Annotated in this window: 22 protein-coding genes; 13 read left to right on the top strand and 9 right to left on the bottom strand. The window is 68.2% G+C overall.

All coding sequences use genetic code 11. The annotated features are described in order from the left end of the window. Window positions 1-14: 14 nt before the first annotated feature. Window positions 15-1004: a glycosyltransferase family 2 protein gene (locus WPS_RS07795; RefSeq protein ID WP_317997256.1), complete on the top strand. Its 990-nt coding sequence runs from the start codon at window positions 15-17 to the stop codon at window positions 1002-1004. A 28-nt stretch (window positions 1005-1032) separates the two neighbouring features. On the opposite strand, the gene WPS_RS07800 is transcribed toward WPS_RS07795, so the two are convergent. The 3 genes from WPS_RS07800 to WPS_RS07810 are packed head-to-tail and all read right to left on the bottom strand — an operon-like array spanning window position 1033 to window position 4775. Next, window positions 1033-2220 carry an acyltransferase family protein gene (locus tag WPS_RS07800; protein ID WP_317997257.1) on the bottom strand — a complete coding sequence of 396 codons (1188 nt, stop codon included), beginning with the start codon at window positions 2218-2220 and terminating at the stop codon, window positions 1033-1035. A 42-nt stretch (window positions 2221-2262) separates the two neighbouring features. After that, window positions 2263-3210 carry a glycosyltransferase family 2 protein gene (locus tag WPS_RS07805; protein WP_317997258.1) on the bottom strand — a complete coding sequence of 316 codons (948 nt, stop codon included), beginning with the start codon at window positions 3208-3210 and terminating at the stop codon, window positions 2263-2265. After that, window positions 3207-4775 carry a glucosamine inositolphosphorylceramide transferase family protein gene (locus WPS_RS07810; RefSeq protein WP_317997259.1) on the bottom strand — a complete coding sequence of 523 codons (1569 nt, stop codon included), beginning with the start codon at window positions 4773-4775 and terminating at the stop codon, window positions 3207-3209. The genes WPS_RS07805 and WPS_RS07810 overlap by 4 nt, the downstream gene beginning before the upstream one ends. Window positions 4776-4891: 116 nt before the next feature. Between WPS_RS07810 and WPS_RS07815 the strand changes: the two genes are divergently transcribed. Further along, window positions 4892-5992 (top strand): glycosyltransferase, encoded by a 1101-nt coding sequence (locus WPS_RS07815; protein WP_317997260.1) that lies wholly within the window; start codon window positions 4892-4894, stop codon window positions 5990-5992. Here WPS_RS07815 and WPS_RS07820 read toward each other — a convergent pair. Next, window positions 5977-6939 carry a glycosyltransferase family 2 protein gene (locus tag WPS_RS07820; protein WP_317997261.1) on the bottom strand — a complete coding sequence of 321 codons (963 nt, stop codon included), beginning with the start codon at window positions 6937-6939 and terminating at the stop codon, window positions 5977-5979. The two genes, WPS_RS07815 and WPS_RS07820, sit on opposite strands and share 16 nt — an antisense overlap. After that, entirely contained in the window at window positions 6929-8629 is a 1701-nt protein-coding gene (locus WPS_RS07825; RefSeq protein WP_317997262.1) for a glycosyltransferase family 39 protein, read from the bottom strand. Before WPS_RS07825 ends, WPS_RS07820 begins: the two co-directional genes overlap by 11 nt. A gap of 184 nt (window positions 8630-8813) precedes the next feature. Here WPS_RS07825 and WPS_RS07830 point away from each other — a divergent pair, with 184 nt between their 5' ends. The 3 genes from WPS_RS07830 (at window position 8814) to WPS_RS07840 (ending at window position 13553) form a co-directional block, all read left to right on the top strand. After that, window positions 8814-9953, top strand: a complete 1140-nt coding sequence (locus WPS_RS07830) for an acyltransferase family protein (protein ID WP_317997263.1) — start codon at window positions 8814-8816, stop codon at window positions 9951-9953. A 560-nt stretch (window positions 9954-10513) separates the two neighbouring features. Then, window positions 10514-12265 (top strand): hypothetical protein, encoded by a 1752-nt coding sequence (locus tag WPS_RS07835; protein WP_317997264.1) that lies wholly within the window; start codon window positions 10514-10516, stop codon window positions 12263-12265. Between the two features lie 589 nt (window positions 12266-12854). Next, a complete protein-coding gene (locus WPS_RS07840) occupies window positions 12855-13553 on the top strand; it encodes a hypothetical protein (protein WP_317997265.1) in 699 nt (232 codons plus the stop codon). Here WPS_RS07840 and WPS_RS07845 read toward each other — a convergent pair. Further along, the gene (locus WPS_RS07845) at window positions 13462-14940 is read right to left on the bottom strand and encodes an O-antigen ligase family protein (protein ID WP_317997266.1); all 1479 of its coding nucleotides are present in this window, start codon (window positions 14938-14940) and stop codon (window positions 13462-13464) included. The genes WPS_RS07840 and WPS_RS07845 overlap by 92 nt on opposite strands. Further along, complete coding sequence (locus WPS_RS07850; protein WP_317997267.1) at window positions 14937-16256, bottom strand: lipopolysaccharide biosynthesis protein; 1320 nt, start codon at window positions 16254-16256, stop codon at window positions 14937-14939. Before WPS_RS07850 ends, WPS_RS07845 begins: the two co-directional genes overlap by 4 nt. Before the next feature lie 229 nt (window positions 16257-16485). Between WPS_RS07850 and WPS_RS07855 the strand changes: the two genes are divergently transcribed. Genes WPS_RS07855 through WPS_RS07865 form a run of 3 tightly spaced genes read left to right on the top strand, consistent with a single transcriptional unit; the run spans window position 16486 to window position 19175 of the window. Next, window positions 16486-17355: a LysR family transcriptional regulator gene (locus tag WPS_RS07855; RefSeq protein ID WP_317997268.1), complete on the top strand. Its 870-nt coding sequence runs from the start codon at window positions 16486-16488 to the stop codon at window positions 17353-17355. A 16-nt stretch (window positions 17356-17371) separates the two neighbouring features. Next, the gene (locus WPS_RS07860; RefSeq protein ID WP_317997269.1) at window positions 17372-18439 is read left to right on the top strand and encodes a sensor histidine kinase; all 1068 of its coding nucleotides are present in this window, start codon (window positions 17372-17374) and stop codon (window positions 18437-18439) included. 10 nt (window positions 18440-18449) lie between these two features. Further along, window positions 18450-19175, top strand: coding sequence for a LytR/AlgR family response regulator transcription factor (locus WPS_RS07865; RefSeq protein ID WP_317997270.1), 726 nt, complete (start codon window positions 18450-18452; stop codon window positions 19173-19175). Between the two features lie 4 nt (window positions 19176-19179). On the opposite strand, the gene WPS_RS07870 is transcribed toward WPS_RS07865, so the two are convergent. Beyond that, window positions 19180-19833 (bottom strand): hypothetical protein, encoded by a 654-nt coding sequence (locus WPS_RS07870; RefSeq protein ID WP_317997271.1) that lies wholly within the window; start codon window positions 19831-19833, stop codon window positions 19180-19182. A 69-nt stretch (window positions 19834-19902) separates the two neighbouring features. Then, the gene (locus WPS_RS07875) at window positions 19903-20856 is read right to left on the bottom strand and encodes an NAD(P)-dependent oxidoreductase (RefSeq protein WP_317997272.1); all 954 of its coding nucleotides are present in this window, start codon (window positions 20854-20856) and stop codon (window positions 19903-19905) included. Window positions 20857-20966: 110 nt separating this feature from the next. Between WPS_RS07875 and WPS_RS07880 the strand changes: the two genes are divergently transcribed. From WPS_RS07880 to pcaC, 5 genes are read left to right on the top strand one after another with little or no spacing between them, the layout of a single operon-like run. Further along, window positions 20967-21887, top strand: coding sequence for a phosphoribulokinase (locus WPS_RS07880; RefSeq protein WP_317997273.1), 921 nt, complete (start codon window positions 20967-20969; stop codon window positions 21885-21887). 41 nt (window positions 21888-21928) lie between these two features. Beyond that, window positions 21929-23443 carry an amino acid permease gene (locus WPS_RS07885; RefSeq protein ID WP_317997274.1) on the top strand — a complete coding sequence of 505 codons (1515 nt, stop codon included), beginning with the start codon at window positions 21929-21931 and terminating at the stop codon, window positions 23441-23443. Beyond that, window positions 23440-24072, top strand: coding sequence for a TMEM175 family protein (locus WPS_RS07890; protein WP_317997275.1), 633 nt, complete (start codon window positions 23440-23442; stop codon window positions 24070-24072). The genes WPS_RS07885 and WPS_RS07890 overlap by 4 nt, the downstream gene beginning before the upstream one ends. Next, the gene (locus WPS_RS07895; protein ID WP_317997276.1) at window positions 24069-24617 is read left to right on the top strand and encodes an NUDIX domain-containing protein; all 549 of its coding nucleotides are present in this window, start codon (window positions 24069-24071) and stop codon (window positions 24615-24617) included. Before WPS_RS07890 ends, WPS_RS07895 begins: the two co-directional genes overlap by 4 nt. Before the next feature lie 29 nt (window positions 24618-24646). Next, on the top strand, window positions 24647-25036 hold the full coding sequence (pcaC, locus tag WPS_RS07900; RefSeq protein ID WP_317997277.1) for a 4-carboxymuconolactone decarboxylase: 390 nt from the start codon (window positions 24647-24649) through the stop codon (window positions 25034-25036). The last annotated feature ends 12 nt before the right edge of the window (window positions 25037-25048 follow it).

Genomic DNA, 25048 nt, shown 5'->3' on the forward strand with positions numbered 1-25048 from the left:
CAGGGGCATCGACCGTGCCTGTCTCCGTCGTCATTCCCGCATACAACGCGGAATCGTTCATCGGTGCGGCGATCGAGAGCGTCCGCGTGCAGACGTCGCTTCCGGCGGAGGTGATCGTCGTCGACGACGGCTCGACCGATCGGACTGCGGAGATTGCGTCGCAGGCCGGCGCGCGCGTCGTGACGCAGCGCAACAGCGGACCGTCGGCAGCGAGGAATGCGGGGGTCGACGCGGCATCGTCGCCGTGGATCGCGTTCCTCGATGCCGACGACCGGTGGGCTCCGGACAAACTTGAAAGCCAGTCGGCGGCGATCTCGCGCTGGCCGGACCTGGGTTTTTGCATCAGCGATTACGCCGTCGTTCAACCGGGCGGGATCGTGGAAGCGTCGCTGTGTGAGGATCCCGACTACCGGACGATCGGCAGAGAGGCGATCGCCGGTGCCGCCGTCCGCTTCGAACGCAGCTCATTCTTACGCGCGTTCATCCGCTCGATGTTTCTGCGGCAGTCGTCTGCGCTCGTCAAGCGCGAACTCTTTCTTCAAAGCGGCGGCTACGATTCGCGCTTCCGTCTCGCCGAGGATTACGACCTCTTCCTGCGCTTGGCAAGCGTCGCGCCGGCGGCGGCGATCGAGCGTCCGTTGGTCGAGTATGTTCGTTCCGCGGATTCGCTCTCTGCCGATCGGCTGGCCGAGATTTGGTCGATCGACGCGCTTTGGGAATGGATTCTCGCCGCGCCGGAGCGCTATCCGGAGCCGATCGGCGAGCTCGTCGCCCTGCAGCGGGCCGCGACGCTGCGCCGGGGAGTGCGAATCGCGATGCGGCAGGGCCGGTTTGCAGAGGCCCAACCGTTCCTCGAGAAGCTCCGCGCGATCGATGGGTCGCGCTCAACGGTCGCGCTCGACATGCTGCTGGGCGCGCTGCGCAGTCCGCTCGGGCGTCCGCTGCACCGAGCCGCGCGCACCATCTGGCGCCTGCGCCCGCGAGGCGCTGGCGCCCGATCCTAAAGGAAAAGCTCCGGCCGTCAGGACTCGATCAGGCGTGCGGCACGGATGCTGCCGGGCGTTCGGGCGCCGGCGCGTCCGGCGCGGCTTCCAACCGGCTCACCGCGAGCGGAGGCGTCGCGCCGTCGACAGAGCCGATGCGGCGGTTGAGAGCGCGGGTCAGCGGTCGTTCCAGGTAGCGGTAGACCGCGATCCCGACGAGCATGACGGCCGCGACGAACAGGAGATCGACGACCGCGTGCGCTGCGGCCCCGTGCAGGTGCAGCAGCTCGACGCAACGCCCGAACGCGCTCAATACCGGGACGTGCCACAGGTAGATCGCGTACGAAGCGTCGCCGAGAAGCACGAGCGCGGATGGAGCCTGCCACGACCGAAGTCGCTCGACGCCGACCGCTCCATACAGCAGCACGGCAAACGGAAGTGCGATGCCGGCGATCTGCGCCCATACGGGAAACTCGACGTGAAGCGGCGAGGCCATCGCGACGAACGCTGCCCCCAGGACGAGCGTCCCGGCGGCGAGCGCGGTGACCGGTCGGCGGAGCGCGTTCGACATCGTCAGCGCGCCGACGATCATCCCGAAGATGAATTCGAGGGAGAGCCAGGAGCCGAGCAGCGTGCCGTACGGGTTCGCCGTGAACGATACGAGGTTCGCGGCGACGACGATCGCGAGCACCCACGCGCCGACCACGTACGGCAAAAACCGCCGCGGCAGCAAGAGCGCGATCGCGAAGACCAGGTAGAACTCCATCTCGAAGACGAGCGACCACGACACTAGCAGCAGCGGATCGCCGGCCTGCGGCAAGAGCAGGAACGACGCGAGGACGTCGGGCCGGGTCCCGTGCGCGTTGACGAAATCCGGTCGGATGACGTACACGACGAACACCGGTACCAGCACGAGCCAGTAGGCAGGGTAGACGCGGACCAGCCTCCGCAGGAAAAACCGTATCCCTGCGCGCGGCTTCGCGAACTGATTCCACGTGGTCACTACCATGATGAAGCCGCTGATGACGAAGAAGAGGTCGACGCCGGCCCATCCGAACCAGCCGAAGACCTGCGTCAGGTCGAGTTCGGGGGATATGTATCGCCGTTCCAATCCTTGCACGTCGCCCATGTGAAACAGCACGACGAGAAGGGCCGCGATGCCGCGCAGCGCTTGGACGTTTTTAATCACCATCTGCGGCGCGTCCGACGTCGCGACGCGATACGGCTGCTCGAGCACTTCGCACGCACGGAACGGCTTACGACGTACCCGATTCGTCCATCAGAGCCACCGGGCCGAGGTACGTATTGCCAGCCGTTCCATCCCGGCTAATTTCAACGCCAGGGCGGCCGGTCCCACGACCAGACCGTGTTTGTTTTTCCAGATCCACGGCGCGAGGACGGCGAGGCACGCGAGTTTCTGCTGCGCGGTGAGAGGCGCTCGGCCGATGGTCGCGATGTACTCCGTCAGCCAGCGATAATGCGGGCAGTGGTTTTCCCACCGTCCGCGCGCGTTCGGATCGAACCATGCGGCGCGATCGTCCGGCGTCCGGTTCGCGTTGACCGACGTCCCGGGAAACCAACGCTCGAAAAACAGGACCTCGCGGACTTCGTGAACGCGTCCGCGCAGCGCGACCTCCGCCAGCAGGATGACGTCGGCCGACGCGAACCGCCCTAGCACGGGCGTCGATTTGAGCACCGATCCCCGGAAGAGCCCGAAGACCGGATCGCACATCGAATCGGCGTCGCACAGCTCGTGGAATCGGCGCCACCGCGCCACGGGGTCGGTCTCCGGAAGGTCGAGGCTATCGGTGAAGGTATCGATGATGCGCCCGTGTTCGTCGATCCGGCTCATCTGCGGATAGCAGAGGGAGATGCCGTCGTCGGCCTCCATGACTTCGACGCAGCGCTCGATATTCGTCGGGGCCAGAACGTCGTCGTACGCGGCGTGGCGGATATACTTGCCGCGCGAGAGTTCGGTCACGCGGTTGTAGTTGTACGAGGCGCCCATATTGCGTTCGTTCCGAACGTAGCGAACCCGCGGATCGCGCGCTGCGTACTCGAGGCAGATCGCATTCGTCGCGTCGGTCGACGCATTGTCCGAGATGATCAGTTCGAAGTCCGTAAACGTCTGGGCGAGAATCGAATCGATTGCTTCGCGGAGAAACCGCTCTCCGTTATAGACGGGCAGGCCGATCGAGACGAGCGGCGTCCGTTCTGTGGTCGTCATGACGGTTGGAAAACCTGTGGGGCGGCGGAGGTGTGCGAAGGTTGGGACGACGTGCGGCGCAGCCGCCGAACGTCGGAACGGAGAATCGCCAAGGTGGCGGCCGGGTCGAAGACGCGGTCCTTGCCGTCGACGACGCAGAGACCATCGCGCAGCGCGAAGGTATGCAGACCGTGCCGTCCGCGACCGTGCGCCGGCGGTGCGACGTGGGCCACGACGGTTTCCCGGTAGGCGCTCGGCGTGAGCACGTCGACGCGCGCAATCGCGACGCGAGCGCCGTAGTCGTCGGAGCAGTCTTGCGCGGGGCGATAGAGGACGCCGTCGATGACGAACGGCGTACCGGCGGGACGCGCGCAGCGCACGTCGCGGACGATGGGGTTGAGCGGATGCGCGTCCCACGGACCGTCGAGCGTCGCCGCGTGGAAGAGCAGCAGTTCCCCGTTGTTGTCGACGGCATCGTCGGTGATGAACAGCCACCACCGATCGTCGCGGCGCAGGAGCGTCGGGTCGACCGCAGCCACGCCTTCGATCAGCACGCGCGCTTCGCGCAAGCCGGCGCTCGTGACCTCGTACAGCGCGACGCGACGTGCCTGCGATTGCTCCGGCATCACGTACCGCGATGTGCCGTCCTCGACGACGTACGGGTAGGAGAGGTGATGGTCGAGGCGCGCGAGATCTCGCGGAGGTCCGCAAACGCGGCCGCCCTCCAGCGGCACGCGCGCGAGGTAGCCGCGATCGCGCCCGTAATCGTATCCCTCGCACAGCACTTCGAAGCGGCCGCCGGAAGCGAAGGGGAACGGATCGGCCCAGAAATGCCCCCGCGGGAGATCCAGCCAGGAGATCTGCGCCGCGGTCCCGGAGACGATCGCTGCGGGGTCGGTCCGCAGAACTCCAAGGCGCCAGCGGTCGTGGACGAGCCGCCGCACGACCGCGTGTCGGCCGCGGCGAAGTGCGCAGCGAATCGACAGGAGCGCGGCTCGACGAGCGCTGATCCGCGCCGCGTTGGGCGCGGGCGGCGCTAGCCGCTGCTCCGCGACGGCCGCGCGGGAACGCCGTACGGCGTCGGCCGGAAGCGAGACCGCGAGATCGACGACGCGCCGCAGCGTGCTGCGGTAAGACGTGCGGTCGACGAGCGTCGCTGCGGTGGTGATGACGGTGCGCTCCGACGCACCGACACGCTCGACGCGGACCTCGGCGACAGGTGCTCCTCGCTCGACGAGATCGAACGCGGGCGGATCTCCGGGCAGCACGACTTCCCACATGCCCCATCGGGCGCGCAGCAGAAACTCGGGAACCGCCGCCTGCGCGAAGATCAGCACCGCATCGAGGTGGGCGGCGCGTTCCGGCGAGACGATCGGCGGAGCGTCCCATCGCACCGGCGCGAAGGCGGCGGCGATGCCGGACGCGAGGCGCGCCGCCGGCGGCGGCAGCGGCGCGGGACCTTCGTCCTTCCGCGCCGCAAAGCGCGCGACGATCGCCGCGCCGTTGGCGCGAAGCCGGTCGAGGGCATCGCGCTGCCAGGCGTAGACGAGGTCACCGGCGACGACGCCGAGACGGGCGGTTTCCACAGGCATCTCCCGCAACGATAAGCGATCGGGCGTCGGGCGTGCATCGGGGCCCCGGACCCGCCCTGCAGGACCTTTGGGGGCTCCCAGGACCCCCGGGGAAGCCGTAGCATCGGCACGTGGAAGCCCGCTCCCCCGGCCAGGCGCCGATTCGAGTTGTCCATCTGGTCGACGTGATGGGCACGGCGAAGCTGTGGGGCAAGGAGCGGGCGATCGCGACGCTGATGGAGCGTCAGCGGCAAGCCGGGCTCGTTCCGCAGCTCGTGACCTTCACCGCCAATGCGCTCGTCGATACGCTGGCGGCAGCCGGCTATCGAACTGCGGTCCTCGGCAGCCGCAAGCGGCGCGTTCCGGTCGGCGCGTTCGCATCGCTGATGCGCCTGCTGCGCGCCGAACCTGCGACCGTGCTCCACACGCACGGGTACAAGGCGAATATCGTGGGTCGCGCCGCGCGCGCCGCCGGCGCGCCGATCGGCCGGCTCGTCGCGACCGTCCACGGGATGAACGACGAAACCCTCGCGCTCACGTTCTACCATCGTCTCGACCGCTGGAGCGCCCCGCTCAGCCACGCGGTCGCCCTCGCGGACGCAAGTCTCGCTCCCTCGTTTCCGCGTTCCGCCCGGGTCGGGTTCGTCGCGAACGCGATTCCCAACCGGGCCGCGTTCACGGCGGCCGAGCGCGATGCCGCGCGGCGCCGGTTCAATCTCGCCGGCGATGCGTTCGTCGTCGGGCTGCTGGGGCGGGTGACGGCTGCAAAGGGCGCCCTCGACGCGCTGGCGGTGGCCCGCGCATGCCGCGACCCGCGCATCGTGTTCGTCTTCGCCGGCGACGGCGAGGTCGCGCTCCGTGCGGACGTCCCGGAGAACGTCCGGTTTCTCGGCTACGTCGAGAATTCCGACGGCTATCTTCCGGCGCTCGACGTGTATCTGCAGGCGTCGCACTTCGAAGGCCTCAGCCTCGCCCTGCTCGAGGCGATGCGCGGCGGCCTGGCATGCATAGCGACCGACGTGGGTTCGACCGATCGTGCGATCGACGACGGACGAACCGGTCTGCTCGTTCCGGCGCACGATCGCGTCAAGATCGCCGAAGCGATCGAACGGCTCGCTGCGAGTGACGACGACCGGACCCGCCTTGCCGCCGCGGCCCGGAACCGTTTCATCACCGACTTCACGATCGAACCGCACTACCGTGCGTATCAGGAACTCTACGGCTTGAGTTGACGCGCCGCGGCGGCGAGTGCGCCGATCGGTGACGCGCAGAGCCGCCCGAGCACGACCCAGCCGCGGAGTAGGTCGCGCCGGCGCGTAAAGCCGGCAACGAGGCTGCGCGCTTCGCGATGGCGTCCCCAGTAGGTCATCACGCACGCTGCTTTGCCGGCGCGCAACGCCAGGGCGTCGTCGAGCAGCGGACGCAGCTCCGGTTTCGCGCAGGCGCGCAACTCGGCCGCGCCGACGAAGAGCGGTTCGAGCGGACGGGCACGCCGGCGGACGTTGAGGGCCGAGCACTCGAGATATTTGGTCGCCAAGTCCGCGAGCACAAGCTGGATCGCACCGGAAAACACGAGCTTGAACGCGAGGAAGGCATCCTCGCCGTAAACGCAGCGATCGCGCTCGTAGAAGCCGCCTACGCGCACGACGTCGGCCCGGCGCACGACGATCGTGCATGGATCCATGAACGCAACCAACGCGACGACAAACGGTGCGGGCGTCTCCGGCACGATACGCGCGAGCCCGTCACGCAGCCCTTCGCGCAGACGCCGCGGCAGCAGCGAACGCCGCTCCGTCCGGTACGAGCAGACCGCCGCGACGGCTTCCGGCTGCGCGTCGAGGCGCGCGATCATCCGTTCCAGATAGGTCGGGTCCCAGGTGTCGTCCGCATCGAGAAACGCGACGTACTCCCCGGACGCATGCGCGATCCCGCGATTTCGTGCAGCGCCGGGGCCGGCATTCGCTTGGCGGATCAGCCGGAAACGCGGATCGCCGAGCGCCGCGACGGCGGCATCGCCGCCGTCGGTGGAACCGTCGTCGACGACGATCGCCTCCAGGTCGCGATGCGTCTGATTCGCGATCGACGCCAAACTGCGCGCGACGCTCGGCGCCTTGTTGAACAGCGGGACGATCACCGAAACGCGAGGCGCTGCGACCTTCGCCGCCGGCTCATCGGACATAGATACGTCCGACGGTACCAGCGCCCGTCGCGATCAGCGAGGGTCCTAGGTCACGCGTCAGGTGTCCCGGGGGCCGTTCGGTGCGGCCGGCCACCTCGAGCACCGCGGCGTGCGAATCATCGACGTCGTCGGCCTTGTCGGCGCGCGCGGACGCGAGGCGGCTTCGGAACAGCGAGACCGCATCCGCGCTTCGCGCTGCGTCGGTGACCACGCGCGTGCGCACGCTGCGCGCGGCAATAACCGTGCGACGGCTCGCGGCCGATGTCGTGACGACGAGAGCCCGGCCGTGTGCGGTCACCAGCGTCGCGACGCGGTCGGCGGAAACGAGCGTCAACGTCGGGTTGGTCCGGACGTATCGAGAGAGGTTGACGAGGAGCGGCCAATTGCCGTCCGTCACGAGTACCGGCAGCTTCGCTTCGTCGATCGTCGCGGCGATCGGACGGATCCCGCTTTCCTTCGCGTTATCCCACCACACCGTGCGCGTCGCCCGCGTTCCCAGGGACGCTGCGCCCAAGACGCACAGCAGCAGTGCGCACGCCGAACGAAAGGCGAAGCGCTTGCCGTCGCCGCGCCAACCGGTCGACACCCAGACCGCGACGGCGACGATCAGCGCGCAATACGCCGGAGTCGTGTAGCGCGCGACGGTCGAACGATGGCCGCCCGCGATGAGATCGGTAAGGGCGAGCGCGCCGAATGTCCATGCGAGCAGCGCCCACACGATCGCTCGCGCTTCCGCCGACGCTCTGCGCGTTTCCCACAGCGCGATGCCGACGATCAGGAGCACGATCGCCGCGAGCGGAGCCCACCGCGCGTTGAGATAGATGAGATCGAAGGACGAGATCGCCGCGTTGTACAGCCACTTCGCGATGAGAGCGAGCGGCGACCAGCGCGTTCCGGACCAATCGTTCGTCGACGTCACGAGATCGCGTCCGCGCGCGAGGACGACCATCCACGGCGACCACGCGACGAGCGCCGCGGCGAAGGCCGCCGCGACGACGAGGGCGGTACGTCGCGCCGGCCGCAGGATGACGACGATCGTCGCCTCTGCGGCCACGACGAGGACGAAGAGCGAGAACGTATAGAGACCCGCGGCGACGGCGATCGCGAGGGCGACGATCGTCCACCATCGCGGCGCGCGCAGTGCCAGGATCAGCAGGGCGGCCGATGCCATCGTCAAGGTCGCGAACAGGGCGTATTCGCGGAGCTGCTGCGCGTACACGACTTCGAACGGAGAGAGCGCGAAGACCGCGGCGCCCGCCCAGCCGGCAACGGCCGAGCGTCCCGCGAGCGCGCACAGCCACCATGTCGCGGCGATCCCGAGCAGCCCGAAGATCGCCGAGAGCGCGCGTTCGGCGGCAATCGACGGCCCCGCCGGTGCCAGCCACCAGCGCTCCAGAACGTAGAACAACGGGGGATGCTGGGGATCCTCGCGTGCCAGCGCGGCGACAACGCTGCGTGTCCCACGTTCCCCGGTCGGCACCACGAATCGTTCCGCTTCCTTCGCGTGAACCGGGCGCGCATCACCGAGCGCGTTCAGGACGTCTTGCTCGACGTAGCCCGCGACGTGCTGCGCCGCGACGGTTTCGTCGGAGCTGAACGTCTGGCCGTCAAGGTGCCACAGCCGGAACCCAGCTCCCAGCACGACGCACACGATCGCGATTGGAATCAGCGACCGCCTGCGGCTCTCCATGCAGGGAATGTAGCGTTGCCGCTCGCGGGTCGCCAGGGCGGAAGGTCACGGTCTGTTGCCCCGCTCCGCCCGTGGCGTTCCGCCTGCGAAGTGTCGGCCGGACGGCCGTGCTGGGCCTCCGGTCTGCAGGCGAGGCCGCGCGACCCATGGCCGGCGGGACCCCATTTGCTATGATCGCCGGACAGTGTCCGGGCAGGCGAAGAATTCCGAGGCCGTCCACCTCGACCACGTCGACGGCCTGCGCGCGATCGCGGTCCTCGGGGTCGTGCTCTATCACGGCGTCGTGCACTCGACGTGGCCCCTGTACGTTCAAGGCTTGGCCGCCTCGGGAAGCCACGGGGTCGAGCTGTTCTTCGTGATCAGCGGCCTGTGTCTGGCGTTCCCGTTTCTGCGATCATATCACCGCAGCGGCGACCTGGGCTTCACGGCGAGCGCGTTTTTCGCAAAGCGCGCGGTCCGCATCTTGCCGCCGTATTACGTCGTGCTCGTCCTGTTCGGGCTGGCGGCGCTGACGGCGCTATGGCGAGCAGCAGCGGCGCGCGAACCGCAGGGGATGACCCCGCATCTGACGCTGCCGAGCTTTGCGGCGCACTTCGTATTCGCGGCACGGATGGAGCAGTTGCTCGACGCCTCGTTCTGGACGCTGCGCGTGGAGGCGATCTGGTATCTGCTCTTCCCGCTCGCGCTCTTGGCCTACGTGCGCGCGCGGCGCGTCTTCTGGCTCGTTGCCGCGGCATGCCCTCTCGCCGTCCTGCTCAACTTGCGCATCCCGGGCTTCGGCACGTCGCTCACGATGCTGGTCGCGCTGCCGGCATTCTTGCTCGGCATCGTCGCGGCCGACTGGCTTCTGCGGCGGCGCACCGCGCCGGCGTGGCTAATCGGTTTGGGCGTCGTTGCGGCGGTCGTCGCCGCCGTGTGGGAGTTTCGGCATCCGGATATCGACAACGTCCGGGTACGCATCCTGTGGGATTTCGCCGCCTTCGCGTTCGTCGTGCTCGTGAGTCGCTCGCCAGCGATCCGGTCGGCGATTTCGACGCGTGCCGCGATCGCGGTCGGCGTCGCATCGTACAGCATCTATCTGATCCACGAGCCGGTCGTCGTGATCGCCGAATATCTCCACGTGCCGCCGCCTCTCGCATGTGTTGTCGGCGTTGCGTTCGGGTTCGCCTTGTGGTGGCTCGTCGAGCGCACGTTCACGTCGGATCGCGTCCGTCGTCCGATGGTGGCGTTCGTTGAGAGAATGTTTTCTCGCGCGGCTGGCTGGCGCGCAGTTCGTGGTGCCCCCGCGCCCGCTCCGGCCGCGGCCGTCGAAGCGCCGCAATAGCGCAAACCCGAATCCCGGCCCGCTGAACGCCGCGCCGTAGCGCGGCGCCGTTCGCGCGCGTAAACGCACGTATGCGCTGCGATCTCCGCAGATCGCACGCGCGTGGTATTTGCACGCGTTAACGCGTCGTTCAACATACCTTTCGCGCACGAAAGCGTCTGCGACACCGCGTCAATTCTCGCTGCGGGTCGATGTGTTGAACTTCACAGCGGCCGGGAGCAGGTAAGACTTCCGCTCCGGTGTGCCGATGTAAAGAAAACGGAAAGCGCAGAGCGCCGTACGCTCTCGGCTGAGTTCGACGAACGTCGCACGTGAGGCAGCGCACACGCGTCCTTCGATGGTCGCGCCTCGAATGCCGTGAGTTTCATCCACGCTCATATTTTGGCTCGTTGAGACGAGCTTGTTTCGACACGCGCCGGAGGGACCGTCCCCTGTATTTTCATGTACGACTCCCGGTTTCGGCACTCGCATTGTCGCTCATTGTAACCGCGTGCAGCGGTGGCGGAAGTAGTTTGGCTCCGCCCGTCCGATCGAACGCGCTCAGCCCCGCGTCCGTCGACGTGGTGATCAGCATCCCGGCGGTCACGACGAGTTCGTCGTCGCGGAGCACGTCGTCACTCTCCGGCACGAAGTCCGCGTCCATCGCCGTCGCCGGCAACACGAGCGTGGTGGATTGCACCTCGACCTGTTCGGCGTCGCAAACGGTCCCCGCCGGCATTCAGACGTTCGTCGCAACGCTGTATGATGGGCCGCGCGCAACGGGCAACGTTCTGGGCACGGGTCAAGCAACGACGATGATCCTGAGCGGACAGAAGAATTCCGTCAATCTCACGTTCGGAGGCGTGGTCAAGAGCGTTGCCGTGCTGGTCAACCCGACCGACATCGCGCCCGGTGCGCCGGCTAATGTCGCGGTCACCGTCGCCGCAAAAGACGCGTCCGGCTTCACGATCGTCGGCGGCGATCCGTACAGCACGCCGATCCGGCTGACCAGCGACGACGCGAGCGGGGCGACGGCGCTCTCGACGACCGAGATCAGCTCGCCGTCGGCACAGGTCACCCTCGCCTACAACGGGTCCACGTCCACGTCCGCGGTCAGCATCGGGGCAACGGTCCCCGATCCGTCGGTCAGCATCTCTCCCGGCACGTTGAAGATCCACCGAGGTGCTCCGTCACCGGCACCCAGCAGCACGCCGACACCGGCACCGACGCCGTCGCATACGGCGTCGCCGACGACTGCGCCGACGTCGGCGCCGGTCGGTGCGCCGGCGAACGCGTCGGAGTGGCCGACCGGATTCCGCCCGTACTCGGCAAGCTCGATCTGGAATACGAAGCTGACGAACACCACGAGCCCCGTGCAGCTCACCAACAGTGCGGCGATCGTAGCGAACATTGGGTTCCACTACACGCCGATCAGTCTGAACACGCAAGAGTTCGGCGGCCTCGACGACGTGTCGCACCCGGTCGTGTTTGCAAGCGCGTCGGATCCGCTGGTCACCGCGCAGTGCGTGCAGTACTGCTCGGGCTGGAGCACATCGTACTCCCCCGGCGTGACCGGAGGCTTCGGCCAGATCCGTATTCCGGCGAAGGCGCGACCGAGCGGCAGTACCGATCACCACCTCGCCGTGATCCAGCCGGACGGTACCGAGATCGACATGTGGGCCGTCATTCCGCCGTCGCGCGATTGGCAGACCGGCGACACGATCCAATTCGGCGACGGCCAGAACCAGGGCAACTTCTACACCGGCGAGGGTCAGGCCGGTCTGAGCGGAACGGCGTCCAACGCCGCAACCGCGGGCGGCGCGGCGCTGGCCGCGGGGTTGATCCGGGAAAGCGAATTGGCCAGTCACCTCATCCCGCACGCGCTCTTTCTGGCGAGCGGATGCGTCGGCGTCGCTCACGTCTATCCCGCGATTCAGAACGGCGACAACACCTGCAACGGCTCCGGCGCGCAGGTGCCGTTCGGCGCACACTTCTGGTTCTCGATGAGCGACTCGGCGATCGACGGACTCTCGAACGTCAGCACCGATCAGAAGACGATCCTGCACGCCTTGCATCAGTACGGCGGCTACGTCATGGACTCCGGCGGTAACACGACGCTAGCGTACACCGACGGCATCGCCGCGTATCTGGAGGACGGCACGCAGTTCAGTCCGTTCGGGGTAACTCCGCCGCTCGATTCGTACGCGCGGTCGGTCGGATGGCCGACGCAGATGGTCCAGGTCATGGAGTACTACCAGAGCGACAACTCGGGATTGAACTGGGCGCAGTTCTTCCAGATCCTCGATCCCTGTTACGCGCAGAAGACCTGCTGAACGTTGCAGGGGGCGGGCTTTACAGCCGGCCCCCTGCGTACGCGTGGGACGGAAGCGTGCGGTGTCCGAGGACCGGTGCCGATGTCGGGCAAAACCTCGGCGCACAATGATCTCTTCGCGCACCGTGCTCGGGGCTGTCGCCGGCAGCGTCATCGCGAGCGTCATCCTTACTGCGATGCCGCCGGCTCGGATTCCGGGCGCGGCGGCAGCGTCGTCGAAGCGCAGCGCTCTGCGGAACGGCGTCGAGTGGCCGGTTGGTTTCCGGCCGTACGCTTCCAGCTCGATTTGGAACACTCGGGTGCGAAACCTGACGCATCCGCGACTGCTTCCCGACTCCGCGCAGATCATCGCGGTCGCGCAGGCGGACCACAACAAATCACCCGCCGGGTCGTTGCGGACGCAAGAGTACGGTGCGACCGACGCCGTCTCTCACCCCATCGTGTTCGCGACGTCGGACGATCCGCTCGTCCGCACCGCGTGCACCCGCTACTGCAACGATTGGGGAAAGAACGGGGTCGGCACCCCGCCGCGTATTCGCATCCCGCGCAAAGCACGTCCGGCGACGTGCTGCGATCATCATCTTGCGGTCGTGCAGCCGAACGGCGACGAAATCGATCTCTGGGACGTCCACGACCTTCCCGGGCGAGACTGGCAGACCGGCGATACCATCGCGTTCAGCAACGGACAGAACGCCGGCAGTTTCTTCTCCGGTCGCGGACAGATGGGCAACGGGCTGCCCGACAATGCCGCAACCGCCGGCGGCGCCGCACTCGCGGCCGGCCTGATTCGCGAGAGCGAACTCGCGACGCACAGCATCCCGCATGCACTGTTCATGCTGACGAACTGTGTGGCGAAGCGGCACGTCTATCCGGCGATCCAGGACGGTGACACGATCTGCTCTGGTGCCGGCCCGCACACGCCGTTCGGCGCGCATATCTGGTTCTCGATGAGCGACGCCGCCATCGACGCCCTTCCCGGCTCGGCGGATACGAAGACGGTGATGCACGCGCTGCACCGCTACGGCGGCTACATCATGGACAGCGCGCAAGGCAACATGGACCACACCGACGGCTACGTGGTGATGCTCGAAGAGGGTGCGCAATTCGAACCCTTCGGCGTTCCTTCGCCGATGACGGTGTACGCGCGCACGCACAGCTGGTCGCACTCACCGATGGCATCGAGGATCGCGCCCTACGTTACGGAATACGCGCTCCCGGATACAACGGGCGTGAATTGGTCGCGGTACTTGCGAATCCTCGACGTCTGTTACGCAGAGAGAACCTGCTGAATCCGAGCGCATACGGGTGAGGGGCGGGTTCGTCAAGCCGGGCTTCCGCCGCTCGAACCGTCCGCGAGCGGTACGCGGCGTGCACGATCCAGGCCGCAGACATCGACAGCCACGTGTACTTGAAGGTCACGAAGTCCAGCGACATTGCGGCGACGAAGAGTGCGATCGTGTTTGCCTCGATCGCAAACCGCGCATCGGTCCACCCGCCCTCGTGTAATCCGATCCGCCGAAGGGTTCGGAATTGCCACCACCAGGCGAGCAGGAGCAGGGCGAGTCCCACGAGCCCGAGCTCGACGCCGAACTGGACGAGGATATTGTGCGATTGCTGGATGCGCTGGGCGGTTGCGACCGACTGCGAATACTCCAGAAACGAGGCCTGATAGGCGGCGAGAAACGAGCCGAACCCGTGACCGGCTAGCCAGCGGTGCTTGAACGCTGCAAAACCGATGTGCCAGATCTGATATCGGCCGGAGGCGTCGCTGGTCGTCGGATCGTTGAAGCGGGCAAAGACACCGGGGATGAGGGCGAGCATCGCGACGCCGGCGAGCACCGCCCCGATCAGTTGCTTGCGGTGCGGCGACCGAACGATGAGATACGCGACGCCGAAGCCGAACGAGATCAGCGCGCCGCGTGATTCCGTGATGCCGATGCCCGCGACGCAGATGACCGCCGCCAGCGCACACAGGGTGACGCGCACGGGTTCGCGGAGCGAGATCGCGGCTGCCGTCGCGGCGAGGGCCGGCAGGATCAGCGCCGCGCCGAAATGGTTGTGGTCGATGGAGTTGATATAGATCCACTGGCCCGTCGCGGAGTGCACCATGATGGCGAAGATGCTCGCGGCCGTGCCGCCGCCGACGACGCCGCAAAAGAGCGCGATCAGATCGGTTTCGTCGGCGGGAACCATCGCGATGATCGCGCCCACGGCAAGCAGGCCGCCGAGCATCTGCAGCATGAGGGTGCCGAGCGCGGTGTCTTCCGTCCACCACAAACTCGCGATGGCGAACGCCGTCAGCAGGAGCCAGCCGCCCACCGCAGCCGACGGGATGAGCCCTCTGCGGCGAACGAGCATCGAGATGATCGCAGCCAGAGCGGCCGCCGCCCCCAGCGGTTTCGCGATCTTTCCGATCCCCGGCAGCACCAGCAGGTTGTCGAACGGGACCAGCGCCGCCCAAAGCGCATACGGGAAGATGAGCGGGCGTTCGATGGCGAGCGCGATCGCAACGGGTGCGAGAGCCAGCGCGACGGCAGCCTCGATCCCGAACGTGCTCCCCGAGAACGGAATCATCGGCGCGCCGGCGATCATCGCGGCCGCGAGCGCTCCTGCGAGGAAGTAGGCGACGGCGACCATGCGGCCGTACTGACGTGGCCGTCCGACCGCTGTCCTCATGCCGCCGCCTCACTCGGACCGATCGCGTCCCGGCGGCGCCGTTCCACGAATCGGATCACCTCGCGCGCGATCGCCCGTGCGTCGTCGACCCGCGGGATGAACAGCGCGGAGAGCGGCAGGCGCAGGGTTCGCGCGACGATGAGGGCTTTCACCATCACCACGCCCGCGTACGATGCTGCCGTCGCGACTGCCGCGCCGGCCAGGCCGAACGCCGGGATCGTCGCAAACGCGATCGCCGCGCACGCCGCCGCCGAGATGAGCTGGATCGCGAGGACCAGCATCGGCCGTTTGCACCGCACGAGGAGGAAATACCCCAAAACCGGCTCGATCGCATACGCCGCAATCCCGAGCACCATGATGCGCAACGGCAGGCCGGCACCCGCGAACGACGAGCCGTACACGTGAACGATCAGCCAAGGACCGGCGATGAAGAGAAACGCGGCGAGCACCGATTCCATCAGCACGATGGTCCGGGTCAGACGACCGACCAGCAACCGCACGCGTTCGTCGTCTTCGCCCGCGATGCGCCCGAAGGCGCTCCAGGAGATTGCGTTGCTGATCTTCCAGAGCAGCTCGGAAACGCTCACGGCGATCGTGAAGACGCCGAGCGCCGCCGGGCCGAGCACCCCGGCGACCACGAACAGACCCATGCGCAAGTTTACATATCCGACGCCGAAAACGATCCCGGATTTCCCGCCGAACACGAACTGGTCGCGCGCGAGGGCAACCGGCTCGCCGTGCTTCGTTGCGTTGGGCAGCGCGGGCGCGCGTTCGAGCGAGATCGCGGCGTAAACGGCGGACACGACGTACGCAGCCGCCCAGGCGGCAAGCGCGCCGACGATCCCGCCTCCGAGCAGGACGACGGCCGAACCGAGTATTGCGGAACACGTGACTGCGACGAGGTCGATGAAGTTGGCCTTAGCAATGCGGCTTTCGGCGAGGAAGAAACCCTTCACGCACTGCGCGTAGATCGCGAACGGCAGCGCGCACGCGACCGCGAGCAGCGGTCCTTGCCCGCGAAGCGTGAGCGCTGCGACGATGAATCCGCAGGTGGCCGGAACGATCAGCACCGGCAGCGACCACAGCATCGCGCGGTGGACGTCGGGGCGGCGAATCTTGTCGGTCGCATACTGGGCGACGACGGCGGCCGCCGGACCCTCGGCGTAGACGGAGACGAGGCCGAGCACGAGCCAAGCGTAGGACACGAGGCCTCGGCCGGTGGGTCCGAGCACGCGCGCAAGCACCACGCCGAGGGCGATCACGGCGAGCGTGCCGAGCGCCTGCGTCACGAGCGTATGCAGCGCTCTACCGAACACGCGCCGTTACTCTTTGACGAAACAACTGATCACTTTCGGAGGCGGGACGGCAAGCAGAACCATTGGCCGGACCGCTTCGAGCGTAGGCCCTCGAGGCGTCCGCAGAAAGAACCCGCGGAACTCCGCTACGGGACGTTGGTCACGGGACTACCGGCAACCCCTTGTCGGCGCTCCTTGGGACGCATTGACGTCCAATACATACCTTGCGTAGATTCATAAGAACCGTCTTATGTTCTCACTCCACCAGTTGCGGACGTTCCTGGAAGTGGCCCGGACCGGCTCGGTGCGGGAAGCCGCCGAGCACCTCGTCGTCTCGCAGCCGGCCGTCTCGGCGGCGCTAGCGTCGCTCCAGCGCGCCGTCGGCGCCCCGGTGGTCGAACGGGATGGGAGGGGTCTGCGCATCACGCCGGCGGGCGAGCGTCTCGCGAACTACGGCCGGCAGATCGTCGCGCTGCTCGATGAAGCCGTGGTGGAGGCGCGCGCGGCCGCGCGGGCCGGCTCGACGCGGGTGCGGCTGGCGGTCGTCACCACGGCGGCGGAGCAGCTCGTCCCGGCCCTGCTGACGGGGTTCGCCGCGGCGCCGGACGCGCCGGCCGTCGAACTGCGGGTCGCCAACCGCGAGGCCGTCTGGGATCTGCTCGCTCACGGCGAGGTCGATCTCGTCCTGGGCGGGCGGCCGCCCGACGACCGGTTCGTCAGCTGGGCGCGGCGACCCAACGCGCTGGTCGTTGTCCGAGCGCGGCAGGCGGCGGACGCGCCGCTCGGCGCGGCGACGTGGCTCGTGCGCGAGCCGGGCAGCGGAACTCGCGCGACGACCGATGCGCTCTTCGAGGCGCTGGCGATCGCGCCGCCCAGCGTCACGATCGGCTCGAATGCGGCGATCCTGGGCTGCGTGCGCGCGGGGCTTGGCGTCTCGCTGCTCTCGCGCGGCGCGCTCGCGCGCGACCTGACCGCCGGCGACGTCGTCGAGATCTCCACCGCGCAGACGCCGCTGCAGCGCGACTGGCATCTCTCCGCGGCGCGCGATCGCGCGCCGACCGACGGTGCACGGCGGTTCGTCGAGCACGTGCTGCGCGCGGGAGCGTTCGCCGCGTCGTGAGCGAAAGGAGCGCACGGTGAGCACCAACGTGCTCGATCTGCTGGTCGAGGCGCTCCCGCATCTGCGCGGCGGACTGGGGACCGAGTCGGCCCAGTTCACCGCGACGCTGCTCTACGAGAACCTGAACCTCGACGCGTGCGCGGTCGTCGACACCCGGCACGTGCTGGCATACGTCGGCCGCGGCGAAGACCATCACGTCGTGGGCGGCCCCGCGCTCACCGGCCTCACCCACCGCGCGATCGCGACCAGACAGTCGTGCACCGGCCGCAGCCGGGCCGAGATCGGCTGTCCGCATCCGGACTGTCCGCTGACCTCGGTCGCGATCGCGCCGTTCGTCGTGCGCGGTCAGGCGATCGGCGCGCTCAAGCTGTACCGCGCGGGCACGCCGATCGCCGAGGACGACGAGCGCGTCGCCGTCGGTCTGGCGCGCGTGTTCTCGACCTCGCTCGAGGTCGCCGAACTCGACGCGCGCGAAGCGCTGGTCACGCAGGCCGAGCTCGACGCGCTGCGCGCGCGCGTCGCACCGCACTTTCTCTTCAACACGCTCACGACGATCGCGGCGCTGACCCGGACCGATCCGGAGCGCGCGCACGATCTGGTCGTCGATTTCGCCGAGTACTTCCGCGACTCGCTGGCCCAGCACGCGGAGTTCGTCTCGCTCGACGAAGAGCTCGAGCACGTCGAGCAGTATCTGCGCTTCGAACTGGCGCGCTTCGGCGAACGCCTGCAAGTCGCGTTCGACATCGATCCGCGCGCGCGGCTCGCGATGGTGCCGGTCCTCTCCGTTCAGCCGCTGGTCGAGAACGCGATCGCGCACGGGATCGCGCCGAAGGGCGGGAGCGGGACGGTGCGCGTCATCGCGCGTCCCGACGGCGAGGGGACGGAGATCGCGGTGATCGACGACGGCGTCGGATTCGATGCGAAGGCCCCGCCGCGCGGCAACGGGATCGGGATGAACAACGTGAACCAGCGGCTCACGAGACTCTTCGGCGCCGGCAGCGGCCTGCGAGTGCAGAGCGGCCGCGGCGCCGGAACGATGGTTTCTTTTACGGTCCCCGCGCGCCTCCCGGCGGCCGCGCGATGATGGTGACCGCGTGCGCGTGTTAGTGGTCGACGACGAACCGCTCGTTCGCGGCGAGCTCGTATACGCGCTCGGAAAGGTCGCGAGCGACGCCGTGATCGACGAAGCGAACGACGCGATCGAGGCGCTGCGCGCGCTCGCCGCGACGCCGTACGACGTCGCGTTTCTCGACATCAATCTGCCGGGGCTCAACGGTCTCGAGGCGACGCGCGTGATCGCCGCGCTGCCGTCACCGCCGCAGATCGTCTTCGTCACCGCCGACGACTCGCGCGCCGTCGACGCATTCGAGCTCGCCGCGATCGATTACGTGGTCAAGCCGGTCTCGCAGGCGCGGCTCGCGCGGACCGTCGAGCGCCTGCGCGCGTCGCGCGCCCCCGGCGCCGCGCACGCCGCACCGGCCGAGATTCCGCGGCGCGTCGCGCTCGAAGACGGCGAGCGCACGCGGCTGGTGAAAGTCGCCGAGATTCGCTACTTGCAGGCCAACGGACACGTCGTCACCGCGCGGATCGGCGAGGGCGACCTGCGCTGGAAAGGATCGCTCGCGGACGCCGCGGCGCGCCTCGAACCGGCGGGCTTTCTACGCGTCCATCGCGCGTATCTGGTGAACCCCGAACGCGTCGTCGAGGTCGAACCCTACTTCGGCGGTTCGTATCTCCTGCGGGTCGACGACAAACTGCGCAGCGAGGTCCCGGTGTCACGGAATTTTCTGCCCGCCGTGCGCCGGGCACTGGGGCTCTAGTCGCCTAGTCGAGCAGGTCGACGGTGCCGCTCGAGAAGATGCGGACTCGCGTGTCGAAGTTCGTCATCTGCCGATCGACGTTCACGCGGCTGCGGATCGAGACGTCACGCGCGATGCGGCCGTCGCCGAGCTGACGGACGGGGCCGCACGAGACGCGGATCAGCGGGACCTGACCGGGTTTGGGCGGCGCGAGGCGGCGCGCGGCGACGAGCTTCGCGACGATCGCGGTCTGCGTCGCGCTCGGAAGGGTGAGGAACGCGTCGTCGGCGTCGGCGACGACCTCGCCGCCCGTCGGCTCGGGGACGTTGTCGACATACCGTATGACGGCGTCCCAGTCGTCGGCCGCGATCGCGGTGAACGTGCAGAAGTAGCGATGGACCGGCTTCGCCCGCGCCATCATCGACTCGCCGCGCTCGACGAGCACCCGCGCTTCGATCGGGCGCGCGCGCAGCGTGAAGCTTACCTGCAGTTCGGACTCCGCGATGCGGCTCGGGGAGATGAACGCGAGCCCTTCGCGCGCGACGACGGTGCCGAGCACGGGGATCTTACGGCCGCCGCCGAGCGCGGTGGCCTGAAAGGTTCCTTGGCGTGCTCCGATCCCGCCGTTCTCGAACCACGACTGGTCCTGGCGTCCGAAGAATTGCTCGAAGAGCTCCACGGTTTCCGATGATGCTACCAACCCTTAGGTAGAAAACGGAAGTGGCCCGACGCAATCGTGACGTTTCGTTCACGCTCCGGCGACGAGGTTGACGGCGTTCTCCAGCGGCGCGCCGGCGCGGTAGAGGGTCAAGTTGCGCTCGACGCGCTCGAGCAAGCGCCGGGGTGAGACGGCGCCGCCGTAACCCGCCACGTGCGGCGTCACGATGACGTCGGGCCGCCGCCACAGCGGGTGCTCGCCGGGAAGCGGCTCGGGGTCGGTGACGTCGAGCCCCGCGCCGGCGATCGTGCCGTGGCGGAGCGCCGCGAGGAGCGCATCGTGGTCGACCAGCCCGCCGCGGGCGATGTTGACGACGACGGCGCGCGGCGGAAGCATCGCGAGCGTCGCGGCCCCGACGATCGCGCGCGTCCCTGCGGTCAGCGGCGCGGCGACGATCAGCGCGTCCGCGCCGGCGAGCGCGGCGGCCAGCTCCTCGACGGAATGCATCTCGTCGACGAGCGGATGCGGAACCCCGCGGCGCGTGATCGCGACGACGCGCGCGCCGCACGCGCGCAGACGCTGCGCGATCTCGCGCCCGATCGAGCCGAACCCCAGCACCGCGATGCGCGCGTCGACCAGCGTCCCAATGCCGGCAGCGATCGACGGATCCCAGCGCTGCGCGCGAGCGGCGCGGTGCACTTGACGCACGAGCGCGAGCAGCAGCGCGAGCGCGTGTTCCGCGACCGCGGGAGCGAAGGCGTCGCCTGCCGTCGTGACCGTCACCCCCGGCGGGATGCCGTGCGCTTCGACCGGGTCGTAGCCCATCGTCTGCAGCTGCACCCAGCGCAGACGGTGCGCGTGCGGTGCGATCGCGCCGACGAGCCCGGCGTCGTAGAAGTCCGGCCACATCCACAGCGCGTCGGCGTCGGCGAGCGCCTTGTGGAGCGCAGCCTCGTCCTCCGGTACGACGAACGCGACGCCGTGGCGGCCGGCGAGCTCTTCGAACTGCGGGCGGAGGATCGGACTGCGGAAGACGACGCGCATCGCCGACTCTTCGCTCCGCGACCGGGCTCGTGCATCCTGCGGGCGAAAATCGACACGTCACGCTGACGCGCGCGACCGCGGGCCGCGGCGTGCGGTAGGGTCAGGTCGTCATGGCACGTCCGATCATGGTCGCCGTCGGCGGGGATTCCGGGACCGGGAAATCGACCTTGTGCAAAGGGCTCGACGCACTGTTCGGCGCCGAGCGCATCGTCGAAATCTGCTTGGACGACTATCACTCGCTCGACCGTGCCCAGCGCAAGGCCGTCGGGCTCACCGCGCTCAACCCGCGCGCGAACGACTTCGCGTCGATGGAAGAAGACTTGTGGCGGCTCGCGCACGGCGAGACGATCTCGAAACCCGTCTACGATCACAGCGACGGAACGTTCGGGCCGCGCGAGACGGTGACGTCGCACGAGATCGTCCTCGTGCACGGGCTCTTCCCGCTCTACACGCGTGCGCTGCGCGCGCTCTTCGACGTCTCGGTGTGGCTCGATCCGCAGCCCGACCTGAAGGTCGCGTGGAAGGTACAACGCGACATGTCGCAGCGCGGCTACACCGAGGAGCAGGTCCGCGCGGAGATCGAAGCGCGCCGGCCCGACATCGACGCGCACATCGCGCCGCAACGGGAGCACGCCGATCTGTGCGTAACGTTCTCGCGCGCGACTCCGCAGACCGACAACGCGAAGCTCGACGCGCGGATCGCGAAGGGCGGCCGCTTCGCCCCGCTCGACTACAGCCAGTTCGCGAGCCGTTCGACGCACCTGCGCCAGATCGAGGGCGGCGAGGGACCGTTTCCCCGCACGATCATCGAACTCGACGGCGACGTCGACGACGAGACGGCGCACGCGGTGCAGGCCGAGATCCGGCGCCACATGGGGACGCGCCACCTGGCCGGCGGCGTCGACACGCTGGGCGTCTTCAGCGACGCGAAGGGGCTGCGCACCTCGCACACGCTCGCGATCGCGCAGCTGCTGATCGCGCGCCGCGTGTGCCTGGTTCTGGACGCGCGCGCCGGAGCGGTCGCCGCGTAGCGGAGGGACGGGCGCGGCCCGCCTGCGAAGCCGCGCCGGATATGTCCTTCGTCTCCGACCTGTTCGCCACGAGTTCGGTCGACAAGCTGCGCGAGCTGAGCAGGAGCAAAACGCTCCGCCGCGCGCTCACTGCCAAGGATCTCGTCGCGATCGGCCTGGGCACGATGATCGGCGGCGGAATCTTCACCACGATCGGGACCGGCGTCAAAGGCGCCGGTCCCGCTGTCATCTTGTCGTACCTGCTCGCCGGCGTCACGTCGTTCTTCGCCGCTCTCTGCTACGCGGAGCTCGGCGCGATGGTTCCGGTTGCGGGGAGCGCGTACACCTACGCATACGCGACGCTGGGGAAGCTCTTCGCGTGGATCATCGGCTTCGCGCTGATCTTCGAATACGGGATCAGCGCGGCGCCGGTCGCGCAGCAGTTCTCGGCCGCGCTCCAGGACGCGCTCAAGCCGGTGATCGTGCTGCCGTTTTGGGCGCAGCAGTCGAATCTGGTGACGCACGGCGCGTTCTGGCAAGTGTGGACGTGGGATCTTCCGCACTCGCAAGTCGACGCACTCGGCGCCGCATTCGTGCTCGGCCTTTCGCTGCTGCTCTCGGTCGGGATCCGTGAATCGGCGACGACGAACAACATCTTCGTGGTGCTGAAGATCTCGGCGCTGATGGTCTTCATCGTCGCCGGGCTGGCGCTGTTCCATCCCGGCAACCTCGCGGATTTCGTCCCGCACGGTCTCGGCGCGATCCAGCCGTTCGGCGGCGCCGCCGAAGCGTCGCAGCCGATCGGGATCATCCCCGTCGCCGCCTACGTGTTCTTCAGCTACATCGGCTTCGACACGGCGACGACGACGGCGGAAGAGTGCAAGAATCCGCAGCGCGACGTGCCGCTCGGGGTGATCGGGGCGCTGGCGATCGGGACGGTGATCTACTGCGCGACGGCGATCGTGCTGGTCGGGGCGATGCCGTGGGCGCAGATTCCTGACAAGAACCCGCTGATCGCGGCGCTCGCGCCGCTGCACCTGCCGTTTCTCAACTGGGTGATCACGATCGGGATCCTCGCCGGGACGACCAGCGTCGCGCTCTCATCGCTGCTCGGACAGACGCGGATCTTCTTCGTGATGGCGCGCGACAAGATGCTCCCGCCGCAGGTGGCGGCGATCCACCCGCGCTTCAAGACGCCGGTCGTCACCACGATGATCACCGGCGTCGCCGTCGCGATCCTCACGTTGATCTTTCCGCTCACGCAATTGCTGCTGCTGGTGAACATCGGCACGCTGGTTGCATTCACCGTCGTGTGCGCGGGCGTGCTCTACCTGCGCCGGCGGCGGCCGGATCTGCCGCGCGCTTTCCGCGTCCCGTTCGTCCCGCTCTTCCCGATCCTCGGGATCGTGTTCTCCGCGTTTCTCGCGATCTTCGGACTCTCGCGCGACACCTGGATCTTCTTTTCGATCGCGCTCGTGATCGGGCTGGTGTTTTTCTTCTCGTACGGGTTTTGGCGATCGAATCCGCAGGAGATCGAGCCCGTCGTGGAACCCGACGGTCTGATCGAGCTGGCATGAAACGGCTGGTCGGCCGGGATGCGATGCACAAGGGGCGGTTCGACGCCTTCACCGACGGCGTCTTCGCCGTCGCGATCACGCTGATGGTCCTCGAGATCCACGTCCCCGAACTTCACGAGCCCGACGACGCGCACGTCCGCGCGTTCCTGCTCACGCTGGGCGGGCCGCTGGTGACCTATGCGCTGAGCTTCGCGACCGTCGGGTTGATCTGGCTTAACCATCACGCCACGTTCGCGCCGGTGCGGCGGGTGAACCGGAGCGTGAACGCGCTCAACCTCGTCCTGCTCGCGATCGTCTGCTTCGTGCCGTTCCCGACGGCCCTGATCTCGCGCTATGGTCCGTTGCCGTCGTCGACGCTCCTGTACGGACTGACGCTCACCCTGATGTCGATCGCGTACTTCGCCGTGTGGCAGACCGCAGTGCGGAGCGATCCGGAAGCCCCGCCGGTGACCCGTGCGGTGATGATCCGCGGCGGGATCGGGACATTCTTCTACGTGCTGGGTACCGTGCTCGCGTTCTGGGCGCCGCGCGCGGCGATCGGCGTCTTCATCGCCGTGACGGTGTACTACTCGTTGCCTGGACTCTTCAACTTGCGCGACATCGACGCCGATGAACGGACCGCTGCGTGAACGCGTCGCCGTTCGTGCGCCGCGGAAAGCGCACCGTCTACGAGAATCCTTGGCTTCGCTTCGAAGCGCACGAGATGGTACATCCGACCGGTGCGCCCGGCGTGCACGGGGTGGTTGTGACGCCGCGCGCGAGCGCGGCGGTCCTGCTCGACGGGGACGAGGTGCTGCTGGTGCAGCAGCCGCGCTACGCGGTCGACGCGGTCGTGGTCGAGGTCGTGAAGGGCGGCTGTCGGCCGGGCGAAGACGCGTTGGCGTGCGCGATCCGCGAGTCGCGCGAGGAAGCCGGCGTGACGGCGGCGATGTGGACGCCGCTGGGCACGGTGTACGAACTCCCTTCGCTCGTCGAGGAGGCGGTGCACGTGTTCTTGGGCCGCGACCTCTCCCCCGAGGCGCTCGAGCCCGAGGACGTGGAGCAAATCGCGGTCGTGCGGATGAACTTCGCGGACGCGCTGGAGGCCTGCGCCGACGGCCGGATCAACGATGCGGTCACGGCGGTCGCGCTGCTGCGCGCGCAGCGTGCGCTCGCGACGCCGGAGGGACCCTGAATGCCGCGCGGGCTGAACGGAGGCGCAGGATGAGCGACAAGCAGTACGAGACCGGGATGAGCGTCCGTCGCGCCGTGCTGGGCGAAGAGCACGTCGACCGTGCGGCGGCGTCGACCACGGAGTTCACTCGCGATTTCCAACGCTACATCACCGAGAACGTGTGGGGTGAACTCTGGACGCGGCCCGGTCTCGACCGGCACGCGCGCAGCATGCTCACCATCGCGATCACCGCGGCCCTCGGCCGCTGGGAAGAACTCGAGCTCCACGTCCGCGCGACGCGCAACACCGGCGTGACGCGGGACGAGGTGAAAGAGATTCTGCTGCACGTCGCGGCTTATGCGGGCGTGCCGGCGGCCAACACCGCATACGCGCATGCCGCGGCGGTCTACGCGCGGCTCGACGACGAGACGAACGGATGAACGCCGGGACGA

The sequence above is a fragment of the Vulcanimicrobium alpinum genome (assembly GCF_027923555.1).
In the GTDB taxonomy this organism is placed as follows: domain Bacteria; phylum Vulcanimicrobiota; class Vulcanimicrobiia; order Vulcanimicrobiales; family Vulcanimicrobiaceae; genus Vulcanimicrobium; species Vulcanimicrobium alpinum.

Bases quoted from the DNA above. Each gene is read 5' to 3' on its own strand.
- WPS_RS07805 (WP_317997258.1), bottom strand. From the start codon at position 3,210: ATGACGACCACAGAACGGACGCCGCTCGTCTCGATCGGCCTGCCCGTC.
- WPS_RS07820 (WP_317997261.1), bottom strand. From the start codon at position 6,939: ATGTCCGATGAGCCGGCGGCGAAGGTCGCAGCGCCTCGCGTTTCGGTG.
- WPS_RS07825 (WP_317997262.1), bottom strand. From the start codon at position 8,629: ATGGAGAGCCGCAGGCGGTCGCTGATTCCAATCGCGATCGTGTGCGTC.
- WPS_RS07845 (WP_317997266.1), bottom strand. From the start codon at position 14,940: ATGAGGACAGCGGTCGGACGGCCACGTCAGTACGGCCGCATGGTCGCC.
- WPS_RS07855 (WP_317997268.1), top strand. From the start codon at position 16,486: ATGTTCTCACTCCACCAGTTGCGGACGTTCCTGGAAGTGGCCCGGACC.
- WPS_RS07875 (WP_317997272.1), bottom strand. From the start codon at position 20,856: ATGCGCGTCGTCTTCCGCAGTCCGATCCTCCGCCCGCAGTTCGAAGAG.
- WPS_RS07880 (WP_317997273.1), top strand. From the start codon at position 20,967: ATGGCACGTCCGATCATGGTCGCCGTCGGCGGGGATTCCGGGACCGGG.
- WPS_RS07885 (WP_317997274.1), top strand. From the start codon at position 21,929: ATGTCCTTCGTCTCCGACCTGTTCGCCACGAGTTCGGTCGACAAGCTG.
- WPS_RS07890 (WP_317997275.1), top strand. From the start codon at position 23,440: ATGAAACGGCTGGTCGGCCGGGATGCGATGCACAAGGGGCGGTTCGAC.
- pcaC (WP_317997277.1), top strand. From the start codon at position 24,647: ATGAGCGACAAGCAGTACGAGACCGGGATGAGCGTCCGTCGCGCCGTG.